This is a genomic window from Pseudomonas sp. GM84, assembly GCF_000282535.1.
Taxonomy (GTDB): Bacteria; Pseudomonadota; Gammaproteobacteria; order Pseudomonadales; family Pseudomonadaceae; genus Aquipseudomonas.
Genome location: NZ_AKJC01000134.1, coordinates 16,683 through 37,896, shown reverse-complemented (window position 1 = coordinate 37,896; position 21,214 = coordinate 16,683). Strand labels below are relative to the sequence as shown.

The following is a 21,214-nucleotide window of genomic DNA, read 5'->3' as shown; positions in this document are numbered from 1 at the left end:
GGTCGTCATCCGATGAAGGGCACAGTCAGCAGGGTAGTCAAGGCCAGCACCAGTTGCAGGGCCAGGCACATGGCCTGGCGCCGCAACAGGGACAAGGCTGCCTGGCTGCGGGCAGGCCAGTCGCGGCTGTCTTCACGCTGTGGTTTGAGGTGCAGGTCGAACAGGGCGCGGTCCAGGTGCCGGGTGTCGGCGGGCAGGTCGCTGCTGGCGCCGAGGCGGGCGAACAGGTCGGCGTCGAGGGCGACACGGATGGCCCAGTATTTGTGCATCAGGCCGAGCATCAGCAACATCGCGCACAGGAGCGTTGTCAGCGGATGAAGTTGTGCGCCGAGCAGCGGTGCCAATCCGTAGGCCAACGCCAGCAGGGTCACGCCATCCGACAAGCGCTCCAGTTGCGCGCCGCGGGCGAGCAGGCTGGCGACCAGGTGCAGGTTCATGGCTGTGCTCCGAGCTGTTGCAACACGTGGCGATGGGCGGGGCGCAGGACGATACCGGGGCGTGCCTGGCGGATCAGCCTTTCGGCGTCGTCGAGATCCTTGCAGCGCCCGGTCAGCAGCAGCCAGGCGGCTACCGCGCAGGCGCTGCGTGAATAGCCGAGAGCGCAGCAGACCAGCAGGGGGCCTTGCCGGCGCAGGCGTTCGATGGCTTCGGCGGCTTGCTGCAGCAGGTGGCTGTCGGGGGGGATCAAGTCCAGCGTGGGGGCTGCGCTGTAGAACTGCTTTGGCTGTTCGGACGCTATCGCCGGCAAGCCGGCGCCCACAAGTTCTGTGGGGACTTGTTTGCTGACAGGGCAGGGGAGTTCCGCGCAGAGGTCGACGATGGCGGCAAACGGGGCAGCCTCATTGCGCCATGGAATGCGCCCAAGGAATACACCGTCACACACTTCATCGGCCTGCGGATGACGCCAGGTCCACAGCCGCGAGTTGATCCATGCACCGACCAGGTAAGGCGCCAGCAGCCAGCTGGATGCACTCGACAAGCGCCCGTGCGCATTCTTCTGAAACCCACCGCTACCCATAACGGCATAGTTCAGCGCCACCAACAGCAAGGAAGTAGCAGGCCACAACAGCCAAAGACCCGCCCCTCCCGCGATGAAGGCCACGGTCGTCAGCAATGACGAACCGACGGCATAACACAGCGCCACCCACCAGCGCTTGGCGACGCGCGCAATGCCGGCTTCCCGCCAGCGGTTGCCCCACAGCCACACGCAGACGAACCCCGCCAATGCGCCGGTCGGGACATCGATGAAGTGGTGCTGCCAGGTCGTCAGCACCGAGACCCCGATCAACGCCATCCAGCCATGCATCAGCCAACGCCAGGGCTGGCGCTGTACATGCCGGGCAAACAGCGTCCAGATGATCACCAGCAGCGCGATATGCAGCGAGGGCGCCTGGTTGTAGGGCTTGTCGAAGCCCATCAGCACATCGAACAGCCAGCCGAACAGGCCGCCCAGCTCGGGCCGCTCGAACGTGAAGCGCAAGGGCCAGAGCAGGAAGCCGCTCACGCAGAGCACCTGCGCGGTGAGGAGCGTCAGGGCGTGCCGATCCATTTCCTGCCGTGTGCGGGGCAGCAGGAAGGACAAGCCGTAGAGCAGGTCGATCGACCAGTACGGGATGATCGTCCAGGGCCACAGCGGCATGTGGCTTTCCCAGGCGAACACCAGGCTGCCGATATCGCTGCGACCCGCCGTGTAGCTGTTCGCCAGGCCGTAGCTGAGGAAGAACAACGGCCCCAGCAGCAACAGCCACAGCACCCCCCGGCGGATCAAGCCCGGTTCACGGGCAGTTGTCATTCACGCACCCGCTGGGCCAGGCTGACCGTGAAAATGCCCCACTCATCGACCCGCTGGGCCAGCTTGCGAAAGCCCGCCGCTTCGACCAACTGGTCCATTTCCGCCTGGCTGCGCCGGCGCATCACCCACGCCTCGCCGCCGCGATGGCTGGTCAGGGCGCGGGCGATCATCTCCAGCTGCGGGTGCCAGGGTTGGCCGGTGTAGACCAGGTAGCCGCCCGCCTCGACCGCATCGGCCAGGCCCGCCAGCGAATTGCCCACCAACAGGTTGCTGGGGAACAGCTCGTAAAGACCGGACACCACCGCCAGGGTCGGGCGCGGGTCCAGCGCGGCCAGGCTGGCGCGGTCGAAGGCGTCGCCCTGGACGAAACGGGCGATGTCGGCCAAGCCTTTTTCGGCAATCAGCGCGCTGCCTTGCTGCACGTTCAGTTCGCTGTAGTCGCGCAGCAGGATCGAGTCGGGCAGTTGTTCCAGCTCCTGCAGGGCTTCGAGGATGTAGCGGCCATGGCCTGCGGCGATGTCGACGATATGCACGGGCCGTTGCTGTTCACGCAGCCGTGCGATGGCCTGGCGCAGCAGTTCCTCGATGTGCAGCTTGCGCTGGCGAATGCCGCGCCAGCCGATGGCGTTCAGGTAGTTCTGGTCGATCATCCGGCCCAGCTTGCCTTTGCCGGTGGGCTGGTTGCGGTAGACGTAGTCGAGCGTGCTGCCGGAGTCGAAGCCGGTGTCGAAGCCCAGCTTCAAGCCTTCGGCCATCCCCTTGCCCAGGCGCAGGCCGGCCCGGGTGGCGCGCCAGTAGAGATCGCGGGGCGAGTTGCGCGGCAACGGCGCGGCCAGGCTTTCGGCTTCGGCGCAGCTGGCGCCGGCCTTGTCGGTATCGAGCAACGACGGCACCGGCGCGGGGCTGGCGAAGCAGTGCTCGACGAACCGCTCGATACGCCTGAGGGCGTGGGCACGGTCACGCTCGCCGAGGGTGTCGTGGAAGAAGCCCGGCAGAATGTGCATCTCCTTGCGTGCGCTGCCCAGGCGCTCGAAGAAGCGCTCCTGCGGCTTGCGCTCGACCACCAGGTCCGCCCCGGATACCAGCATCTGCGTCGGCACCTGGATGGCCTGGGCATCGGCCACCACACGGTCGGCGGCGTCGTACAGGCCCAGCAGCATGGTCACGGAAATCGGCCGGCTGATCAGCGGGTCGGCCACGTAGGACATGACCCGTTCAGGGTCGTGGGTGAGCAGTTGCGGCCTGACGTAGCTGTTGACGAAGAAATTGCCGCGCACGGCCTTCATCAGCTTCAGGCCGGGGCGGGCGAAGGGCACGTAGAGCTTGACCTTGAACGCCGGCGAGGCGAGCACCAGGCAGCGCACCCTGGGCGCGTAGTCGTGGGCCCAGGTAGCGATCAGCACTGCGCCGACGCTTTGCGCCAGTACCACCAGGTCTTGTTCGGCAACGCCGTGGCTGGCCTGGATATGCTCGATGAAGGTCTGCACATCGCGCACGCTGGTGGCGAACCCCGGGCTATCACCCCGAGCCCCTGGCGACTTGCCGTAGCCACGTGCATCCCAGGCGAAGAAGTCGTAGCCCGGCATGTCCAGTTCGTCGGCCAGGTGGGCCATGCGCCCACCGTGTTCGTGGCCGCGGTGAAACATCACTACGGCGCGGCGCGGTTGGTATTCGTTGCGGGTGGCGGGCCAGTGACGGTAGTGCAGCTCGACACCGTCGTGGGTGGTGAAATGCAGCGATTGCGCTTGGCGCATGGCGAAAGTCCTTGTCCGGCGGCGGAGGGTTCAGCGAGCTTCGGCCAGCCCCTGGCGAACCCGGTTGTAGAGGGTATAGAGCGAGAGTGCGAGGATGACCAGCAACAGGCCATTGACCCAGGCCCCGTCGAGCAGGCCCAGGGCGACCCCGGTGCCCAGCACGCCAAAGGCCAGCGCCCGGTCGCTCTTGCCCATCGGCCCGTCGTAGCGCCGCGAGGCACCGGCCAGCGGGCCCATCACCCCGGCGTATTCGCTGAAGGTGGCGCTGAGCACCACCACGATCACCAGCATTGGCCAGACCCCGGCAAGCAGGGCGAACGGCAAGTACAGCGCCGCGTCCGCGATCACGTCGCAGAGTTCATTGAGGTAGGCGCCGAGCCGTGATTGCTGGCCGAACTCACGGGCGAGCATGCCGTCGATGGCGTTGAAGGCCATGCGCAACAGCATCCAGACCGGAATGAGGATGAACAGCCAGGCAATGTGGCTGAACCAGGCCAGCAGCAGCCCGACCAGCAGCGAGACCACGGCGGCGCTGACGGTCACCTGGTTGGCGGTCACGCCCCGGTCGTGCAGGCGTTGCACTGCAGGGCGCAAGAGGGACTGAAAGCGCGGTTTGAGCTGGTAGATCGATGGCACTGCAAACTCCTTTTCATCGCTGTCGGGTATATTCAGGCGCCCGCCAAGAAATCGCGTCGTGCAAACAAGGCAGGCAACCATGGCCTATCAGACATAGGCACGTTGCAACAAATGTAGGAGCGAGCTTGCTCGCGATGCGCCGCGCGGGCGGCGCTCGATCGCATAGACGCCAAAAATGTCACGACAAGCCCTGGCTCCCCCCATTCCATAGCTCACGCCCACAAAGTTTGTAACCCGTTAATGCGGTTTTTGTTCGGTAGCAGCGGGTTCATCCGCGATCCGTGCAGGACCACCCCCTTGTCCGAAACCCGCACCGTTGCGCCGCTGCTTCCCCTACACGGCCCCCCAAAAAAATCCACTCCCGGCGACCATAGTAGGAAACCGTAAATTCCGCTGTCAGATCATTCCCAACCCCCGCCATCCCCCTAAACACCCCGTTCATTGCCATCGGTCCTTCCACTCCCCTAGCCTCCACCGCCTTTCGAACATGAACGTGCAAAGGAGAGCGTAATGATCATGGACCTGGTCGAACGGCTGAGCCCTCAGCACCGTCGACTGTTCAAGTTCCACCACAAGTCGAATCCCGAGTCGGGACTGCTGCTGGAGCGCTTCAACGGCGTTGAAGGCCTATCGCAAGCCTTCGAATATGAGCTGCTGCTGTTCTGCAACTCGGTGCAGATGCCGTTGAAATCGATGATCGGCCAACAGGTCAGCCTGGAGATCGAACTCGCCGATGCCGACCCGCGCTTCATCAACGGCTACCTCACCCGCTTTGCCAGCCTGGGCAGCGATGGCGCCCTGGAGCGCTACAGGGCGACCCTGAACCCTTGGCTTTCACTGCTTGAGCATCGCATCGATACGCGAATCTTCCAGGACTGCACGGTGGAGGAGGTACTGCGCGAGGTCTTTGCGCTGTATCCGGAATACGCCCGTTACCGTTTCTACCTGCACCGCTCGCAGAAGCGTCACAGCTACCTCACTCAATACCGCGAGAGCGATTTCAGCTTTATTCATCGCCTGCTTGAGCAGGCTGGAATGTTCTACTACTTCGAGCACAGTGCCGAGAACCACATACTGGTGATCAGCGACTATTCCCGCTTGTCAGACCCACTACCCGAACAACCGCAGATCCGTTTCCACAGAAATTCGGTGACCGAAATCGCCGATGCCATCACGCGCTGGAGCGGCCATCGCCAGCTGTCGGCCGGCAAGCTTGCCCTGCAGACCTTCGACTATCGCAAGCCGCACAACCTGCTGCCGGTGGCGATGGACAGCGTGAACGAGCAAGGCGATGTGCAATGTCTGGAAGTGTACGACCCCGGCCAATACACCCACGGGACCTACAACGAAGGCGAAGCCTTGTTGCGAACACGCATCGAGGCGCTGGAAGTGCGCGCCAAATGGTTCGAAGGCGCGAGCAACTGCCGCGCCATGCGCCCGGGTTACAGCTTCGAGTTGCTGCAGCACCCGGCCCACGCTGGCCGCTTGGTGGAGGCGCGTGAGTTCCTGTTGTTGAGCGTGACGTGTGAAGGCCACAACAACTACCTCACCGGCCAGCAGGCCAGCTACTTCAACACCTTTACGTGCGTGCGCAAGAAGATCCCGTTCCGCCCGCAGGCGAACACTGCCCGACCCGTTATCAACGGCCCACAGACTGCCATCGTCGTAGGCCCGCCCGGCGAGGAAATCTTCACCGATGAGCTGGGGCGGGTGAAGGTGCAATTTCACTGGGATCGCCAAGGTGATTTCAACGAGGGCAGTTCCAGCTGGGTGCGGGTGGCACAGACCGGCGCCAGCGGTGGCTTTGGCAGCATCCAGATCCCGCGGGTGGGAGACGAAGTGGTGGTGGTGTTCCTTGAGGGTAACCCCGACCGCCCCTTGATCATCGGCAGCGTCTACAACAACGGCAACCCGCCGCCATGGCCGCTGCCGGCGAACAAGACCCAGAGCGGGGTATTGACCCGATCGATCAATGGCACCGGTCGCACCGCCAACTTCTTGCGCTTCGAAGACAAGGCCGGCGCGGAGCAGGTCAGCCTGCATGCCGAACGCGACATGGATATCGAAGTCGAGGCGGATGACAGGCTCAACGTTGGCGGTAACCGCACGATCAACGTGACCGGCAAGCATGCGGAAACCATCCGGCTGGAAACCAGCATTGCGGTGGAGGAAGGGTCGTACTACGTCACCGTCGATCAAGGGCATATCAAATTGACGGCTGCGCAATCCATCACGCTTGAAGTGGGGCAAAGCAAGTTGGTGATGAATCAGGACGGGACCATCAAGTTGTGCGGCGTGGTGGTGGATGTGAATGGCAGCACGATCATCAATCTCAATAAATCCGAGTGAAGGACAGGGAACAGTCTTTATGTATCGCAAAAGTATCTACGACAGGATTTCTGAAAAGCGTGAGGAGAAAGAACGCCTCGAACGTGAGCAACTCGCACGAGAGGCGATGAAGCCGCCACCGCCGGAGCGTTATCTGGCGAATGAGCTGAGCTTCGTGCGGCCAGAGAGTCTGAAAGACAAAACGTTTCATGTATTCACCCTCACCGAGTTCACCCCTAGCCCGTTTTCATTGGTGATTGGCAGGTCATTGGCTGCGCGGGACGCATCACTGGAAACGCTTGCGCAAAAATTGCTCGGGGAAGTGGATAAAACGCTGTCCCATCTGCAGTGGATCGAACCTGTTACCCCCACCCAGGTGGCGGGCCTGGAGGCACGCCAAGTGGAGTTCCGTTGGCGCCAGCAAGGTCAGCCGATTCATCAGATACAGGTGATGTTTCTGCATCAGGACGAACATGGGCAGCGTCTTCTGATGCAGATCACGGCAACCAGCAACAACCCCAAGGGCATGACGGAGACTGAGCGTGAAGCATTCACTCAGGTCATCAGCAGCTTTGAAGTGCGCAGCCCGCCTGGTGGCAATGAGGAGGTGTACGAGGCTGCGCCAGCATGAGTGGTGCAGCACGTTTCGCCGATCCGATTGAGCATTCCAGTGCATTGAGCGGCTTGTTGGCAGGCTTGGCGATTGGGGCCGGTGCCGTCTTGTTCGGGATAGCCGTTATTGGCACCGGCGGCTTGGGGGCTGCGGCGCTGGTAGCAATGGTCGGGGCGGGTGCAGCGACAGGGGCAGGCATTGGGCAACTGCTTGGTAGCTTGTCATTCGCGCAGCGGGAAACGGGTTTCATAACGTCCGGCTCAGGCAACGTTCACATCAATGGCCAACCGGCGGCGAGGGCGCATGCCGACTATGCCGTGTGCACGGATCATTCCGGTGTCTCGAGGACGCTGGCCCAAGGTAGCTGCTCCGTTTACATCAATGGCCTGCCCGCTGCCAGAGTGGGAGATCGTACTGTTTGCGATGCCAGGATAAGTGCCGGGTCGGCCAACGTCTTCATTGGTGGTGAGACGGAGACTACCGATGAAATCAGCCCGGAAGTGGCTGGTTGGCTTGACGGGGCAGTACTGGGAGTCGGGCTTGCCAGTGCGATTGCCCTCGTTGGACCTGCAATGGCGCTTTGGGGGCTTTTCGGCGGAGTGCTGGGAGGCGGTGCGGGATATCAAGTAGGGGGAGAGCGTTACGGCGAAGGCTCCGATGAGCAAAAGCTTATGGCTTTTGGCGGGGCGTTTATTTTTGGTGGTCTGGCGGCGCGTTATAGACTGCAGCCGAACGGTGGATTGGGTGCCAACTTCGGGAATATCAAGCCGCACGTTAGAAGGTCGAAAGGGTTTGTGGGATTACTGAGGGGCAAATTGTATGAGTTGTCGAATGTTAGAGTAGAAAAATTTCTTTATGTGAAAAGATCAAGTGCTGAGCGGATGGCGTTAAGGCGGGCGTTCGATAGTGTTGAGAGGGCAAGATTTTTAAAGGATTTATCTGGTACGGCTAAAGGTCTAAATAGCCTAAAGCGAGCTGGATTCAATAGTGCTGATATTCTCAAGGTTCAAAGTGGAAAACTTCCTGGCAAGGAATGGCAGGTGCATCATGTAAAGCCGCTAGACGATGGTGGGACAAACGATTTCGATAATTTGGTGCTCATAAAACTTGAGCCTTACCACATGGTGCTTACCAACGCACAAAAAACGATGACTGGAGGGATGAAGGAGGGTGAAAGTAGGATGGTCGAGTGGCCAATGATTGATGTTAAGATTTATCCTGGTTTTGGAGATTCACTATGAATGCTGCGATTGAGGCGAAGATTATAAGGTTGCGCGGTATACTGGATGATTCTGATATGTACTTAGGTCCACCCGCTTCGCCGGCTGATATTGTGGTGTTAACAAATGCTGTGTCAATTGAGTTGTCGGTAAGCTTGCCATATGAATATTTGGAATTTTTGCAAATGTTTGATGGATTGGTTGCGTGTGGAGTATTTATCTACTCGAGTCGCTCACGTGTGATGCCTGGCGCCGATACCTTATGTCCCAACTTTGTAGAAATGAATTATTTGAGTCGCGATATAGATTTTATGAAGGACTTCCTTGTTTTCGCATGTAGTGATCAGGATGAATATGTGCTGGATCTTAAGCGAGGCAAATATCAAGTTCGGGACAGGCAAGCATTCGATAATGTGAATGAGGAGTTTAATTCATTTGATGGGATTTTGGCGTTTATGGTGGATCTGATTGGTCAGCGTTCTTGAAGTTTAGGCATTTCGTTGTGGGTCAAAACTTGAGCCACACGGAGTGACAATTTTCAGGGCGGTCAACGATGTCTAGATATTGGGAGGCAAAAGAAAAATATGTGTCGTTTTATATGGTCGAGCCTTGTTCGCCTGCATCGATCCTAGATATCGAGGAAAATCTGATCATAGGTTTGCCCGAAGATTTTAAGAGTATTTCAAAGTTTTACAGTGGCGGTCTTTTGGGCGGTATTAGCCATTTCTCTATTGGAAGTGGCGATGATGAGTTCAATGTTGTTAATGAAACGCTAAGATTGCGTCGCGCCATTGGTTTAAGTAATGAGTATGTCGCACTCGCCGAACCCGCTGGTAGCCTTATTGTGCTCAATGTTCTACACGCTCCTGCGGTTCTTTGGTGTGATGCATTAGATGTCGGCAGCTTAGGTGCTGCCGGTTTTTCAAATTTTGTCGATACATGGAATACCTATGAGGATTTCTTCTTGTATCTGCTTCAGCAGGAAGCGTTGGAGCGGGGCGGGGAATGATTGACACCATCTCCCTTGCAATCAGCCCTGCACCAACCGCTCGACCAACCCCGCCGCATACCCAGGCAACCCCAAAAAGTCCCGCGCACACAGCAGCAGCCGCCGATTCGCCCAGTGCTCGCGCAGCGCCACCCAGTGCATCGGCAACACCCCCTGCCAACGCCTCACCGATGCCATCGGCACCACCCCGACACCCGCCCCACCCGCCACCATGCGGATCACCCCGTCAAACCCTTCGGCCCGCACCCGCACCTGCATGCGCCGTCCTTCGCGCAGCGCCTGTTCTTCCAGATACAACGCCAACGCACTGTTCGCCCCCAGCCCGACATGACCATGGGCAAGGCAGTCGATGAAACTCGGAGCAGGCTCCAAAGCAAGGGGATGGTTCAGGGGCGTGACCAGTACCAGCGGATCATCGCGAAATGGCAGGGTCTGCAGGTGTGCACTGGGCGCCGCCGTGGAGATGATGCCGAGATCGGCCATGCCCTGGGTGATCGACTGCACGATCCGCAGGCTCGGCAGCTCCTGCACATCGACACTGACTCCGGGGTTGTCAGCCAGATAGCTCGCCAGCAGCTCCGGCAGGTATTCGGTCAGCGCCGCAGTGTTGCACAGCAGGCGCACCTGGCCTTGCTGCCCCTTGGCGTACTGGGCCAGGTCGAACTGCAAGCGCTCGACCTGCTGGCCGATCAGTCGCGTGTGTTGCAGCAGTGCCTGGCCGGCCGGCGTCGGCTGAACACCCCGTCGATTGCGTTCGAGCAGCGCCGTTCCGAGCGAGGCTTCCATGGCCCGGATGCGTGCGCTGGCCGCCGGCAGCGACAGATGGCTGCGGCGTGCCCCGGCAGTGATGTTGCCGCACTCCACGGTGTGCTGGAAAAGCGTGAGGTCGATCAGGTCGAAATGCATCTGCCTCTGTCCTGGCAAGAGTCTGGCTGAGTATATGGCAGATTTTCAGCCCGTCTGCCGCACGCCATCATGGCGGCCATGGATACCTTGATCGCTTTCTATCAGAACATCGGCCCGGCAGTGTCGCTGCTGGTCATTGCCACCTTCCTGCTGGCCGGTGCGGTCAAGGGCGTGATCGGCCTCGGGCTGCCGACCATCGCCATGGGCTTGCTGGGCCTGGCTATGTCGCCGACGCAGGCTGCCGCGCTGCTCATCGTTCCGTCGACGCTCACCAACCTCTGGCAACTCGCCGCTGGCGGTCACCTGCTGGGGCTCATGCGCAGGCTCGGGCCGATGCTGGCGATGATCTTCGTCGGTACGCTGCTTGGCAGTGCCTGGCTCGGCATCGACAGTGGGCCGTGGGCGGTGCACGCATTGGGGGCTGCGCTGGTCATCTACGCGCTGTACGGGCTGATCGGCCCGGTACTGCGAGTGGCGCGGGAAAGGGAAGGGTGGCTGGGGCCGCTGTGCGGATTGGTGACCGGCGTGGTCACGGCGGCCACCGGCGTATTCGTGATGCCGGCAGTGCCTTACCTGCAGAGCCTGGGCCTGAGTCGCGACGAGATGATCCAGGCACTGGGCCTGTCGTTCACCGTCTCGACCCTGGCACTGGCGCTAGGCCTGGCCGGGCAGGATGCCCTGGGTGGCCAGGCGCTGGGGGCCTCACTGCTGATGCTGGCGCCCGCGCTATTGGGCATGCTGGGCGGCCAGTGGCTGCGCCAGCGCATCAGTGCGGCGCTGTTCAAGCGCTGCTTCTTCATCGGCCTGGCCGTGCTGGGCGGCCACTTGCTGATCAGCGGCTAGCGGAAGAGGCGCTGAGCATCTCGATCAGCTGGATATCGAAATCGCGCTCCAGGTAGTCCATGCGTTTTTCGAAGAACTCGGCCATGTGTGGCAGTGACGAGTGCACATCCAGGGCCGCCTTGCTGGCCCATACCTCGAAGAACACGAACAGGCTCGGGTCTGCCTTGTCGCGCAACATGTGGTACTCGATGCAGCCCGGTTCCTGGCGGCTCGGCTCGACATACGCGCGGAACAAGGTTTCGAAGGCTTCGGCCATTTCCGGACGGGTCTTGGCCTTGAGGACGAAGGCGTATTGCTCACTCATGGATAACTACTCGCGGGTGGAAAGATGAATCGATTCTACGGCAAGAATTGATTGTCCATTCGTGACTTCAGGTCAATTGTATTTTGCCCCGTCCTCGCTGTTTCCCGTGCCTGCGAATCCCTAATCTGCCGGTCATTCGATTCTTGACTTGAGGTCAGCATGAAAAAGATTCTTCTGCTCAACGGCGGTAAACAGTTCGCTCACTCCGACGGCCGCCTCAACCAGACCCTGCACGACGCCGCACTGGCTCACCTGGACCGTGCCGGTTTCGATGTACAGCAGACCTTCATCGACGGTGGCTACGACGTGCAGGCCGAGGTCGAGAAATTCCTCTGGGCCGATGTGATCATCTACCAGATGCCAGGTTGGTGGATGGGCGCGCCCTGGACCGTGAAGCAGTACATCGACGAGGTGTTCACCGCCGGCCACGGCAGCCTCTACGCCAACGACGGCCGCACCCGTTCGGATGCCTCGCAGAAGTACGGCAGTGGCGGCCTGTTGCAAGGCAAGCAGTACATGCTGTCGCTGACCTGGAACGCACCCCAGCAGGCTTTCGACGACCCCAGCGACTTCTTCGAAGGCAAGGGCGTGGACGCGGTGTACTTCCCGTTCCACAAGGCCAATCAGTTCCTCGGCATGACTGGTCTGCCGACCTTCATCGCAGTGGATGTGATGAAGCGTCCGGACGTGCCGGCGGCGTTGGCGGCCTATGAAGCGCATCTGGACCAAGTGTTCGGCAAGGCAGTTTAACTGGACTTGCAGCTGGCAAGCGGCTATCAATCACCGCGAAGAGCAGACACAGGCGCATACGTGAAAACCCGATCCGAAGAACTCCAGGTATTCGTAGCCGTGATCGATTGCGGCTCGATTTCCGCTGCAGCAGAACAGATCGGCCAGACACCGTCGGCAGTCAGCCGCACCTTGTCGCGCCTGGAGGCCAAGCTCGGCACCACCCTGGTCAACCGCACCACGCGGCGCATGGACTTGACCGAAGAGGGGCGCTTCTTCCTCGAGCGCTCGCGCCTGGTGCTGGAGCAGATGGACGAAATGGAGGAGCGCCTGTCGATGAACCGCCAGACCGCCTCCGGGCGTCTGCGCATCAATGCGGCCGCTCCGTTCATGCTGCATGCCATCCTGCCGTGGATCGGCGAATTCCGTCGTCAGTACCCCGGCATCGAGCTGGAGCTCAACACCGACGACCTGATCATCGACCTGCTGGAACAGAGCACCGACGTGGCCATTCGCATCGGCGACCTGGCCGATTCCAGCCTGCATGCCCGCTCGCTGGGCTGCAGCCCGGTGCAGGTGCTGGCCAGCCCGGCCTACCTTGAGCGGCACGGCACCCCCGAGCGCGTGGAAGACCTGGACAAGCATTGCCTGCTCGGCTTCAGCCAACCCGAGTCACTCAACCAGTGGCCACTTCGCCATGCCCAGGGCGATCGCTGGCCGATCCGCCCGGCGCTGCTGGCCTCCAGTGGCGAAACCTTGCGCCAGCTGGCCCTGGCCGGGGAGGGCATCGTCAGCCTGTCGCACTTCATGACCCACGAAGACATCCGCGCCGGGCGCCTGCAGGTGGTGCTGAGCGAAGCCAACAACGGCTACCGCCAGCCGATCCATGCCGTCTACTACCGCAACACGCAACTGGCCCTGCGCATCCAGTGCTTCCTGGACTTCATTCAGCGCAAGCTGGCCATGTACGCCTGCTGAGTTGCCTGAACGCGACAGATCCTGCCCAAGGGCGGCGAAACTTCCTACGTGTTATTGCACAGTCGACAGGCTTCGGCCTTACTGACTGATCAACAAAAACAACACCAAGGAAGTGTCATGCGTATTGTCCTGTTCCAGTCCCTGGCGCTCGGAGCCGCGGTCCTGAGCTGTTCGTCGGCCTATGCCTTGACCCTGGAGGGCGGCGCGGTGGCCGCACCCGATCAATATGGCGCACAGGTGGCCGCCGATATCCTGAAGAAGGGCGGCAACGCGGTGGATGCCGCCGTGGCCACGGCCTTCACCCTGGCGGTGACCTACCCGGAGGCCGGCAACATTGGCGGTGGCGGTTTCATGACGCTGTTCGTCGACGGCAAACCCTACTTCCTCGACTACCGCGAAGTCGCGCCCAAGGCCGCCAGCCGCAACATGTACCTGGACGAAAAAGGCGAGGTCATCGAGAACCTGAGCCTGGTCGGCGTGCGTGCCGCCGGCGTGCCTGGCACCGTGATGGGCCTGTGGGAAGCGCACCAGAAGTTCGGCAAGCTGCCCTGGAGCGAGCTGCTCACCCCAGCCATCGGCTACGCGAAAAACGGCTTCAAGATCGCCGAAAAGCAGTACCAGTACCGCAACGATGCTCAGGGCCTGTTCAAGACCGCCACCAACTTCAATGACTATTTCGGCAACATGAAGGTGGGCGAGCTGTTCAAGCAGCCGGAGATGGCGCAGACCCTCGAACGCATCGCCGACAAGGGCGTCAGCGAGTTCTACCAGGGCAAGACCGCCGACCTGCTGGTGGCGCAGATGCAGGCCGACAAGGGCCTGATCACCAAGGAAGACCTCAAGGACTATAAAGCCGTCTGGCGCGAACCGATGGCTCTGAGCTGGCGCGGCAACGTGGTGTACACGGCACCACCGCCGAGCTCGGGTGGCGTTGCCCTGGCCCAGCTGCTGGGTATCAAGGAAGACCGCGCGGCGGACTTCAAGGGCGTGGCACATAATTCGGCGCAGTACATTCACCTGCTTTCCGAGATCGAGAAGCGGGTGTTCGCCGACCGTGCCGACTACCTGGGCGACCCGGCGTTCACCCAGGTGCCGGTCGATCAGCTGATCGCCAAGGACTACCTGGCCAAGCGCGCCGCCCAGGTCAACCCCAAGGCGATTTCTGCGACCGACGATGTCAAACCGGGTCTGGAGCCGCACCAGACCACCCACTTCTCGATCGTCGACAAGCAGGGCAACGCCGTCAGCAACACCTACACCCTCAACCTCGACTACGGCAGTGGCGTGGTGGTCAAAGGCGCTGGCTTCCTGCTCAATGACGAGATGGACGATTTCAGCGCCAAGCCGGGTGCGGCCAACGCCTTTGGCGTGGTCGGCGGTGATGCCAACGCCATTGCCCCGGGCAAGCGCATGCTGTCGTCGATGAGCCCGAGCCTGATGACCCGCGACGGCAAGGTCGAACTGGTGATCGGCACGCCGGGCGGTTCGCGGATCTTCACCTCGATCTTCCAGGTGATGAACAACCTGTATGACTACGGCATGCCGTTGGAGAAGGCGGTGGCGGCGCAGCGTGTGCACCATCAGTTGCTGCCCAAGGACACCCTCTACTTCGACAGCTATGCGCCGTTGACCGGGCCGGTGGCCGATGAATTGAAGAAGATGGGCTATGTGCTGGAGGACCAGGGCTGGGAGATGGGCGATATCCAGGCGATCCGGGTCAATGGGGCGCAGTTGGAGACCGCTTCTGATCCGCGTGGGCGTGGGGTGGGGATGATCGTCAAATAGGTCTGCATCGGCTGGTCTGGCGCATTCGCGGGACAAGCCCGCTCCCACAGGCAGGGTGCAGATTTCAGAAACTGCATCAACTCTGTGGGAGCGGGCTTGCCCCGCGAATGCTATCGGGAGGTCAGACGCGGAACTGACTCACCAACATCTGCAACTGCCCACCCAAACGCGCCAGCTCTACGCTCGACGCCGCCGTCTCATCACTGGCCGCTGCCGTCTGCTCCGATACATCCCGCACATTCAAAATGCTCCGGCTGATCTCTTCAGCCACCGCGCTCTGCTGCTCGGCCGCCGCCGCGATCTGCTGGTTCATCGACTGGATGCTCGACACCGTACCGGTGATGCTCTCCAGCGAAGCCCCAGCCTTGCGCGCCAGTTCCACACTGCTGTCGGTCAAGGTGCGGCTGCCGTGCATGGCATTGGCCACTTGCTGGGTGCCGTGCTGCAGGCTGGCGACCAGTTCCTCGATTTCCTCGGTGGACTTCTGGGTGCGCTGGGCCAGGCCGCGCACTTCGTCGGCCACCACGGCAAAGCCCCGGCCGGCCTCGCCGGCGCGGGCCGCTTCGATCGCGGCGTTGAGCGCCAGCAGGTTGGTCTGTTCGGCCACCGACTTGATCACATCCATGACGCTGCCGATCTTCTGGCTTTCCTGCTGCAGCAGGTTCATCGCTTCGGTGGAACGGTGCACTTCCTCGGCCAGGCGTTCGATCTGATTGATCGCTTCACCGACCACGCGATCGCCCGCGCGGGCCTCGTCATCGGCACCGGTGGCGGCGTGCGAAGCCTGCTCGGCGTTGCGCGCCACTTCCTGAACGGTGGCGGCCATTTCGTGCATCGCGGTAGCGACCTGGTCGGTCTCGACCTTCTGGCTGTTGGCGCCGGCACTGGTCTGCTCGGTCACCGCTGACAGCTCCTCGGCGGCGCTGGCGATCTGGGTGACACCATCGCGGATGCCGCTGATCAGATCGCGCAGGGTCGTGCCCATGCGCGCGATGCCTTGCTGCAGCACGCCGATTTCGTCGCGGCGGGTAACCCGCAGATCGTGGGTGAGGTCGCCGCCGGCGATCCGCTCCACCGCCTTCAAGGTGTCGCGCAGCGGGCCGGTAATCTGCCGGGTGATCAGAACGGCTGCCAGGACACCGGCCAGCAAGGCCAGCAGCGTGGCGATGGTCTGCAGGCTGCGGGCCTGGATACTCTCGGCGTCGCGGCGCTCAATCTGGATCTTGTACAGCGCATCGCTGCGCTTGACGATATCGGCGCCTTGCACGGTCATTTCCGCACGGGCCGTAGTGATTTCGGCAACCGCATCGCGGAACTGGCGCACGGCGTCACGGTAGGCCAGTACCGACTGTTCGAACTGCTGCACTCGCGTGGCCTCGGCCGGCAACTGGCGCTTGAGCTCGTCGATTTCCACCAGCGCCGCTTCCAGCTGACGCAGCGCCGCCTGTTCGTTGGCCGCGCTGTTGTCGGCGATGTAGCCGCGCACGTCGATGCGCACCTGCAGCAGTTGCTGGCGCGCCTTGCTGATCAGCTGGTACTGCGCCAGGCGCACGCTGTCGGCCTCGGCACGCGACATGACGTTCTGGCTCAGGGCATCCATGGCGTCGTCGGCCTTGCTGGCGGACAGGTTCATCGCGTCGCGGGCGGCTTGCGAGCTCTGGTAACCGGCACGCATCTTGTTCAGCGATACCTTGTACTCGCTGATGGTCTGCCCCAGCTCCTTGAGCAGCTTGACGTTGTCCGGGCTCTTGAAAGTGCTGGCCAGGTACGCCTGCTGCTTGCTGAAGGCATCGAGCTTGGCCTGGGTATTGGCAGCGGTAGCCTCGTCGCCGTTGGCGATCATGTATTGCAGGCGCGCTATTCGCAGGTCGGTCAGGTCTTTGTTGAGCTGGGCGATATCACCCATCCAGTTGCTACGGTCGATGAGGCTGCCCAGGCTGGTCCACCCGGTCAGGGCCAGCAGGCCGGTGAGGACCAGCACCAGGCCGAAGCCCAGGCCGAGTTTGAGGTTGACGCTGATATTGGCGAACCAGCTGTTCATGCACGCTCTCCAGAAAAATTTCGCTCACTTGATCTTCGATCGCGAGGCGTTGTTGTTCTGGATGCCCGCTCAATCGTGCAGGGGTTATCGGCAAGGGGGAGGGAAGCTGAAACGCTTTTTCAGGAGATTTGCTCACTGGCCTTTTCGCGGGACAAGCCCGCTCCCACAGGTGAGCCACTGACCTCATGACTGTGCAGATATCCCTGTGGGAGCGGGCTTGCCCCGCGAATGGGCCGCAGCGCGGCCCCGGCAATATCAAAGGCTGCGCGCACTGAAGGTATCGCAGCTGTTCACCTCACCCTGGGCAAACCCTGCCTTGAACCAGCGCACGCGTTGCTGCGAAGTGCCATGGGTGAACGAGTCGGGTACCACACGCCCCCGGCCCTGTTGCTGCAGGCGGTCATCGCCAATGGCATTGGCGGCATTCAGTGCCTCCTCGACATCACCCGGCTCCAGCCAGTTCAGGCGCTGCTGTGCCTGGAAGGCCCAGACCCCGGCCAGGCAGTCGGCCTGCAATTCCTGGCGCACCAGCAAGCCGTTGTCGCCTTCCATGCGCTGGCCATTGCGACGCGCGGCGTCGACCTTGGCCGACACGCCGAGCAGGGTCTGCACGTGGTGGCCGATCTCGTGGGCGATCACGTAGGCCTGGGCGAAATCGCCGGCGGCGGCGAAGCGGGTTTCCATCTCACGGAAGAACGACATGTCCAGGTACACCCGTTGGTCCGCCGGGCAATAGAACGGGCCCACGGCTGCCGAAGCGAAGCCGCAGGCGGAATTCACCTGGCCACTGAACAGCACCAGCTTGGGGTCGCGGTATTGCTTGCCGGCCTGGGAGAACAGGGCCTTCCAGGTGTCTTCGGTGTCGCCCAGGATCGAGGCGACGAACTGCGCCTGCTCGTCGTTGGCCGCCGGTGCCTTGTTCTCCACGCCAGCCGGAGCCTGCTGTTGCTGCTGCATCTGACCGGTGAGCTGGCCGAGGATCTGCAGGGGGTCCTGGCCGGTGAGCCAGCCGATGCCGACGATCAGCAGGATCGCCCCAAGCCCCAGCCCCTTGCCGCCGCCAAAGCGCATGCCGCCGCCACCGCCGCCACCTTCACCGCGGGCATCGACCACATTGTCGCTGCGTCGGCCTTTTCGCCATTCCATGAGGGCTCTCCAGAGCTTGAAACAGGAAGTAAAAGATTAGTTCACCCTCGGCAAAGGTACTAATTCATAACCATTTGGTTATGCCTGACGCGCTTGAATTCAATATTCATCCCACACGACCTAACCGAAACTGCAAGTCCGCCTGCCAAGCCCAGGCGCTCTGATAATTCCAAGAGAGGAAATCGGCATGCCCGCCCAGGACACCAGCCGCTTCGTGATCCGTGATCGCAACTGGCACCCCAAGGCCCTGACGCCTGACTACAAGACCTCGATTGCCCGCTCGCCGCGCCAGGCGCTGGTCAGCATCCCGCAGTCGATCAGCGAAACCACCGGGCCGGACTTTACCCACCTGGGCTTCGGTGCCCATGACCATGACCTGCTGCTGAACTTCAACAACGGTGGCCTGCCGATCGGTGAGCGCATCATCGTCGCCGGCCGGGTGGTCGACCAGTACGGCAAGCCGGTGCCCAACACCCTGGTGGAAATGTGGCAGGCCAATGCCGGTGGCCGCTACCGTCACAAGAACGACCGCTACCTGGCGCCGCTGGACCCGAACTTCGGCGGTGTCGGCCGTTGCCTGACCGACCGCGACGGCTACTACAGCTTCCGCACCATCAAGCCCGGTCCATACCCATGGCGCAACGGCCCGAACGACTGGCGCCCGGCGCATATCCACTTCGCCATCAGCGGCCCGTCGATCGCCACCAAACTGATCACCCAGCTGTACTTCGAAGGTGACCCGCTGATTCCGATGTGCCCGATCGTCAAGTCGATCGCCAACCCCGAAGCGGTGCAGCAACTGATCGCCAAGCTCGACATGAGCAATGCCAACCCCATGGACTGCCTGGCGTACCGCTTCGACATCGTGCTGCGCGGCCAGCGCAAGACCCACTTCGAGAACTGCTGAGGACCCCGCCATGCCAATCGAACTGCTGCCGGAAACCCCCTCGCAGACTGCCGGCCCCTACGTGCACATCGGCCTGGCCCTGGAGGCCGCCGGCAACCCGACCCGCGACCAGGAAATCTGGAACCGTCTGGCCAAGCCGGACGCACCGGGCGAGCACATTCTGCTGATCGGCCAGGTGTATGACGGCAACGGCCACCTGGTGCGCGATTCGTTCCTGGAAATCTGGCAGGCCGATGCCGATGGCCAGTACCAGGATGCCTACAACCTGGAGAACGCCTTCAACAGCTTCGGCCGCACCGCCACGACGTTTGATGCCGGCGAATGGACCGTGCATACGGTCAAGCCGGGTGTGGTGAAGAATGCCGCGGGTGTGCCGATGGCGCCGCACATCAACCTCAGCCTGTTTGCCCGGGGTATCAACATTCACCTGCATACGCGGTTGTATTTCGATGACGAGGCAGAGGCCAATGCCAAGTGCCCGGTGCTTAACCTGATCGAGCAGCCGCAACGGCGTGAGACGCTGATCGCCAAGCGTTGCGAAGTGGATGGGAAGACGGCGTATCGGTTCGATATCCGGATTCAGGGGGAAGGGGAGACGGTGTTCTTCGACTTTTGATGGGGAGCCTGGGGCCGCTTTGCGGCCCAATCGCCGGCAAGCCGGCTCCCACAGGGGGCCTAGCCGGCCTTGAGCACTGTGGTGTGTCTGTAGGAGCTGGCTTGCCAGCGATTGGGCTGCAAGGCAGCCCCAGGATCTCAGCCTTTCACAGGTTTCAGGTCGAAAGCATCGGCCTGATACTGGAACAACAGACAATCAGCTGCCGCTGTACAACCGCTTTCATGCACCAGGTCGGCTGGCAGCTTGTAGTAAGAGCCCGCCGGAAATTCGGTGCGCTTGCCATCGATCACCGCATAGAAGGTCCCACCCAGAACCACCGTCGGCAATGTCTGGCTATGCTGGTGCAGCCCGTTGTCAGTGCCCTTCCTGAACTTCACGTAGGCCGAGTAAGGCCCCTTGCCGAAGATATCGCCTTCGACATTGGCGTAGCTGACGGCGCCTTGGGTATTGGGCACGTCCTGCCACTTCAATGCCGCACTGTCCGTGACCGCAATGGTTTTTTCCGCCGCCTGGATGCCGATGGCCAGGGTGCTGAGCATCAAGCCCGCGATGACTGCTTTCATGGTGGAGCTCCTTCGTTGAATGACTGTGCAACGAAGACTAATCAAACAAGCAGCGCACAAATACGTGCCAAGTAAGCCATGACTTGTGCGTATTTAGCACAAGTCACCACCTGGGTTGCGCGTAGTACCCCTGCACGTACTCCAGCAACGCCCGCACCTTGGGCGCCAGATAGCGGCTCTGTGGATAAACCGCATACAGGCTGCGCGCTGGCAGCTTCCAGTTTTCCAGCACCGGCACCAGCCGCCCGTCCTGCAGGGCATCGTGCACGATGAACCGGTCAAAGCTGGCAATGCCCAGCCCACCGATGGCAGCAGCCCGCAGGGCCATCGGCGAATTTGCGCTCAGGCGTCGAGGCATGAGGATGCCGCGCTGTTCGCCATCGGCACCCGTCAGTTGCAGACGCTGCGGGTGCAGCAGCTGGCTGTAGCCGAGCAGGGGATGGTTGGCCAGTTCCTCGGGCGTAGTGGGCATGCCGTGGCGCTCGACATAGCGCGGGGCTGCCACCAGCAGCACCTCGCTGCTCGCCAGCCGGCGCGCCACCAGGCTGGAGTCCGGCAGGTGGTCGGTGACCCGTAGGCAGACATCGATTTCCTCTTCCAGCAGGTCGACAAAGCGATCGCTGCAGTTGAGTTCGATCTGCAGCAGCGGATGGCGCTCGATGAAGTCTGGCAACCAGCGTCCCAGTTCCAGCTCGCCAAAGGCCGTGGCCACGCCCAGGCGCAGGGTGCCGCTGGGCTGTTGCTGGTGCTCGGACAGTTCCAGGGTCATGGCCTGCATCTGTTCGAGGATCTGCACGCAATGGCGATAGAACAGCGCACCGGCTTCGGTGAGGTGCAGGCGGCGGGTAGTGCGGGTGAGCAGTTGTGTGCCGAGGTGGCGTTCCAGGTGCTTCACCTGGCGGGACAGTACGGTGTGCGACACGCCCGCCTGGCTGGCGGCGGCGCTGAAGCTGCCGAGGTCGACGACCCGGCGGAAGGTTTGCATGGCACTGAACGGGTCCATCAATTCTCCTGGCCGCGTGCAATGGGGCCAGCGAGGCCCCA

General features: G+C 61.9%; 21 protein-coding genes and 1 pseudogene. 11 read left to right on the top strand and 11 right to left on the bottom strand.

The genetic code is table 11. The features are described from left to right. Positions 1-5 precede the first annotated feature (5 nt). From PMI38_RS11975 to PMI38_RS11960, 4 genes are read right to left on the bottom strand one after another with little or no spacing between them, the layout of a single operon-like run. Positions 6-437, bottom strand: a complete 432-nt coding sequence (locus PMI38_RS11975; RefSeq protein WP_008094196.1) for a hypothetical protein — start codon at positions 435-437, stop codon at positions 6-8. Then, entirely contained in the window at positions 434-1,792 is a 1,359-nt protein-coding gene (locus tag PMI38_RS11970) for a phosphatase PAP2/dual specificity phosphatase family protein (protein ID WP_008094194.1), read from the bottom strand. The genes PMI38_RS11975 and PMI38_RS11970 overlap by 4 nt, the downstream gene beginning before the upstream one ends. Further along, entirely contained in the window at positions 1,789-3,546 is a 1,758-nt protein-coding gene (locus PMI38_RS11965) for a bifunctional alpha/beta hydrolase/class I SAM-dependent methyltransferase (protein WP_008094192.1), read from the bottom strand. The genes PMI38_RS11970 and PMI38_RS11965 overlap by 4 nt, the downstream gene beginning before the upstream one ends. 30 nt (positions 3,547-3,576) lie before the next feature. Beyond that, positions 3,577-4,182 (bottom strand): CDP-alcohol phosphatidyltransferase family protein, encoded by a 606-nt coding sequence (locus PMI38_RS11960; RefSeq protein ID WP_008094191.1) that lies wholly within the window; start codon positions 4,180-4,182, stop codon positions 3,577-3,579. A 510-nt stretch (positions 4,183-4,692) separates the two neighbouring features. Between PMI38_RS11960 and PMI38_RS11955 the strand changes: the two genes are divergently transcribed. The 5 genes from PMI38_RS11955 to PMI38_RS26585 all read left to right on the top strand — a co-directional run bounded on the left by PMI38_RS11955 (position 4,693) and on the right by PMI38_RS26585 (position 9,352). After that, on the top strand, positions 4,693-6,531 hold the full coding sequence (locus PMI38_RS11955) for a type VI secretion system Vgr family protein (protein WP_008094188.1): 1,839 nt from the start codon (positions 4,693-4,695) through the stop codon (positions 6,529-6,531). 19 nt (positions 6,532-6,550) lie between these two features. Continuing rightward, on the top strand, positions 6,551-7,141 hold the full coding sequence (locus tag PMI38_RS11950; RefSeq protein WP_008094186.1) for a DcrB-related protein: 591 nt from the start codon (positions 6,551-6,553) through the stop codon (positions 7,139-7,141). Beyond that, complete coding sequence (locus tag PMI38_RS11945) at positions 7,138-8,364, top strand: PAAR domain-containing protein (RefSeq protein ID WP_008094183.1); 1,227 nt, start codon at positions 7,138-7,140, stop codon at positions 8,362-8,364. The genes PMI38_RS11950 and PMI38_RS11945 overlap by 4 nt, the downstream gene beginning before the upstream one ends. Beyond that, positions 8,361-8,828: a YrhA family protein gene (locus PMI38_RS11940; protein WP_050548588.1), complete on the top strand. Its 468-nt coding sequence runs from the start codon at positions 8,361-8,363 to the stop codon at positions 8,826-8,828. The genes PMI38_RS11945 and PMI38_RS11940 overlap by 4 nt, the downstream gene beginning before the upstream one ends. A gap of 68 nt (positions 8,829-8,896) precedes the next feature. After that, positions 8,897-9,352: an SMI1/KNR4 family protein gene (locus PMI38_RS26585; protein WP_081502531.1), complete on the top strand. Its 456-nt coding sequence runs from the start codon at positions 8,897-8,899 to the stop codon at positions 9,350-9,352. Between the two features lie 21 nt (positions 9,353-9,373). Here PMI38_RS26585 and PMI38_RS11935 read toward each other — a convergent pair whose 3' ends face one another. Further along, positions 9,374-10,258, bottom strand: coding sequence for a LysR family transcriptional regulator (locus PMI38_RS11935; protein WP_008094181.1), 885 nt, complete (start codon positions 10,256-10,258; stop codon positions 9,374-9,376). A 78-nt stretch (positions 10,259-10,336) separates the two neighbouring features. Here PMI38_RS11935 and PMI38_RS11930 point away from each other — a divergent pair, with 78 nt between their 5' ends. Then, complete coding sequence (locus PMI38_RS11930) at positions 10,337-11,101, top strand: sulfite exporter TauE/SafE family protein (protein WP_043273486.1); 765 nt, start codon at positions 10,337-10,339, stop codon at positions 11,099-11,101. Here PMI38_RS11930 and PMI38_RS11925 read toward each other — a convergent pair. Then, positions 11,091-11,405 carry a putative quinol monooxygenase gene (locus PMI38_RS11925; protein WP_008094177.1) on the bottom strand — a complete coding sequence of 105 codons (315 nt, stop codon included), beginning with the start codon at positions 11,403-11,405 and terminating at the stop codon, positions 11,091-11,093. The genes PMI38_RS11930 and PMI38_RS11925 overlap by 11 nt on opposite strands. A 159-nt stretch (positions 11,406-11,564) precedes the next feature. On the opposite strand from PMI38_RS11925, the gene PMI38_RS11920 reads away from it, so the two are divergent. The 3 genes from PMI38_RS11920 (at position 11,565) to ggt (ending at position 14,897) form a co-directional block, all read left to right on the top strand. Continuing rightward, the gene (locus PMI38_RS11920) at positions 11,565-12,155 is read left to right on the top strand and encodes an NAD(P)H-dependent oxidoreductase (protein WP_008094175.1); all 591 of its coding nucleotides are present in this window, start codon (positions 11,565-11,567) and stop codon (positions 12,153-12,155) included. A 60-nt stretch (positions 12,156-12,215) separates the two neighbouring features. Beyond that, positions 12,216-13,112: a LysR family transcriptional regulator gene (locus PMI38_RS11915; RefSeq protein WP_008094172.1), complete on the top strand. Its 897-nt coding sequence runs from the start codon at positions 12,216-12,218 to the stop codon at positions 13,110-13,112. A 117-nt stretch (positions 13,113-13,229) separates the two neighbouring features. After that, positions 13,230-14,897, top strand: coding sequence for a gamma-glutamyltransferase (gene ggt, locus PMI38_RS11910; RefSeq protein ID WP_008094170.1), 1,668 nt, complete (start codon positions 13,230-13,232; stop codon positions 14,895-14,897). A gap of 121 nt (positions 14,898-15,018) precedes the next feature. Here ggt and PMI38_RS27900 read toward each other — a convergent pair whose 3' ends face one another. From PMI38_RS27900 to ypfJ, 3 genes and pseudogenes are all read right to left on the bottom strand, one after another. Further along, a complete protein-coding gene (locus tag PMI38_RS27900) occupies positions 15,019-15,882 on the bottom strand; it encodes a methyl-accepting chemotaxis protein (RefSeq protein WP_443216390.1) in 864 nt (287 codons plus the stop codon). After that, a pseudogene (locus PMI38_RS27895) lies at positions 15,874-16,803 on the bottom strand (methyl-accepting chemotaxis protein); the annotation flags it as partial. The pseudogene PMI38_RS27895 and the gene PMI38_RS27900, both read right to left, overlap by 9 nt. Before the next feature lie 390 nt (positions 16,804-17,193). Next, on the bottom strand, positions 17,194-18,084 hold the full coding sequence (gene ypfJ / locus PMI38_RS11900; RefSeq protein WP_008094166.1) for a KPN_02809 family neutral zinc metallopeptidase: 891 nt from the start codon (positions 18,082-18,084) through the stop codon (positions 17,194-17,196). Positions 18,085-18,271: 187 nt separating this feature from the next. Here ypfJ and pcaH point away from each other — a divergent pair, with 187 nt between their 5' ends. Together pcaH and pcaG are read left to right on the top strand one after the other, a co-directional pair. Further along, positions 18,272-18,991: a protocatechuate 3,4-dioxygenase subunit beta gene (gene pcaH / locus PMI38_RS11895; RefSeq protein ID WP_008094164.1), complete on the top strand. Its 720-nt coding sequence runs from the start codon at positions 18,272-18,274 to the stop codon at positions 18,989-18,991. 10 nt (positions 18,992-19,001) lie between these two features. Further along, positions 19,002-19,607, top strand: coding sequence for a protocatechuate 3,4-dioxygenase subunit alpha (gene pcaG / locus PMI38_RS11890; RefSeq protein WP_008094162.1), 606 nt, complete (start codon positions 19,002-19,004; stop codon positions 19,605-19,607). A 137-nt stretch (positions 19,608-19,744) separates the two neighbouring features. On the opposite strand, the gene PMI38_RS11885 is transcribed toward pcaG, so the two are convergent. Both PMI38_RS11885 and PMI38_RS11880 read right to left on the bottom strand, forming a co-directional pair. Then, positions 19,745-20,170, bottom strand: a complete 426-nt coding sequence (locus tag PMI38_RS11885) for a cupin domain-containing protein (RefSeq protein ID WP_008094161.1) — start codon at positions 20,168-20,170, stop codon at positions 19,745-19,747. A gap of 103 nt (positions 20,171-20,273) precedes the next feature. After that, the gene (locus tag PMI38_RS11880) at positions 20,274-21,173 is read right to left on the bottom strand and encodes a LysR family transcriptional regulator (protein WP_008094160.1); all 900 of its coding nucleotides are present in this window, start codon (positions 21,171-21,173) and stop codon (positions 20,274-20,276) included. Positions 21,174-21,214: the final 41 nt, after the last annotated feature.

Coding starts and splice junctions, on each gene's coding strand:
- PMI38_RS11935 (WP_008094181.1), bottom strand. CDS start 10,258: ATGCATTTCGACCTGATCGACCTCACGCTTTTCCAGCACACCGTGGAG.
- PMI38_RS11880 (WP_008094160.1), bottom strand. CDS start 21,173: ATGGACCCGTTCAGTGCCATGCAAACCTTCCGCCGGGTCGTCGACCTC.
- PMI38_RS11930 (WP_043273486.1), top strand. CDS start 10,337: ATGGATACCTTGATCGCTTTCTATCAGAACATCGGCCCGGCAGTGTCG.
- PMI38_RS11940 (WP_050548588.1), top strand. CDS start 8,361: ATGAATGCTGCGATTGAGGCGAAGATTATAAGGTTGCGCGGTATACTG.
- PMI38_RS11945 (WP_008094183.1), top strand. CDS start 7,138: ATGAGTGGTGCAGCACGTTTCGCCGATCCGATTGAGCATTCCAGTGCA.
- ypfJ (WP_008094166.1), bottom strand. CDS start 18,084: ATGGAATGGCGAAAAGGCCGACGCAGCGACAATGTGGTCGATGCCCGC.
- PMI38_RS27900 (WP_443216390.1), bottom strand. CDS start 15,882: ATGGGCACGACCCTGCGCGATCTGATCAGCGGCATCCGCGATGGTGTC.
- pcaG (WP_008094162.1), top strand. CDS start 19,002: ATGCCAATCGAACTGCTGCCGGAAACCCCCTCGCAGACTGCCGGCCCC.
- PMI38_RS11965 (WP_008094192.1), bottom strand. CDS start 3,546: ATGCGCCAAGCGCAATCGCTGCATTTCACCACCCACGACGGTGTCGAG.
- PMI38_RS11920 (WP_008094175.1), top strand. CDS start 11,565: ATGAAAAAGATTCTTCTGCTCAACGGCGGTAAACAGTTCGCTCACTCC.
- PMI38_RS26585 (WP_081502531.1), top strand. CDS start 8,897: ATGTCTAGATATTGGGAGGCAAAAGAAAAATATGTGTCGTTTTATATG.
- PMI38_RS11925 (WP_008094177.1), bottom strand. CDS start 11,405: ATGAGTGAGCAATACGCCTTCGTCCTCAAGGCCAAGACCCGTCCGGAA.
- PMI38_RS11955 (WP_008094188.1), top strand. CDS start 4,693: ATGATCATGGACCTGGTCGAACGGCTGAGCCCTCAGCACCGTCGACTG.
- ggt (WP_008094170.1), top strand. CDS start 13,230: ATGCGTATTGTCCTGTTCCAGTCCCTGGCGCTCGGAGCCGCGGTCCTG.
- PMI38_RS11975 (WP_008094196.1), bottom strand. CDS start 437: ATGAACCTGCACCTGGTCGCCAGCCTGCTCGCCCGCGGCGCGCAACTG.
- PMI38_RS11950 (WP_008094186.1), top strand. CDS start 6,551: ATGTATCGCAAAAGTATCTACGACAGGATTTCTGAAAAGCGTGAGGAG.
- PMI38_RS11885 (WP_008094161.1), bottom strand. CDS start 20,170: ATGAAAGCAGTCATCGCGGGCTTGATGCTCAGCACCCTGGCCATCGGC.
- pcaH (WP_008094164.1), top strand. CDS start 18,272: ATGCCCGCCCAGGACACCAGCCGCTTCGTGATCCGTGATCGCAACTGG.
- PMI38_RS11970 (WP_008094194.1), bottom strand. CDS start 1,792: ATGACAACTGCCCGTGAACCGGGCTTGATCCGCCGGGGGGTGCTGTGG.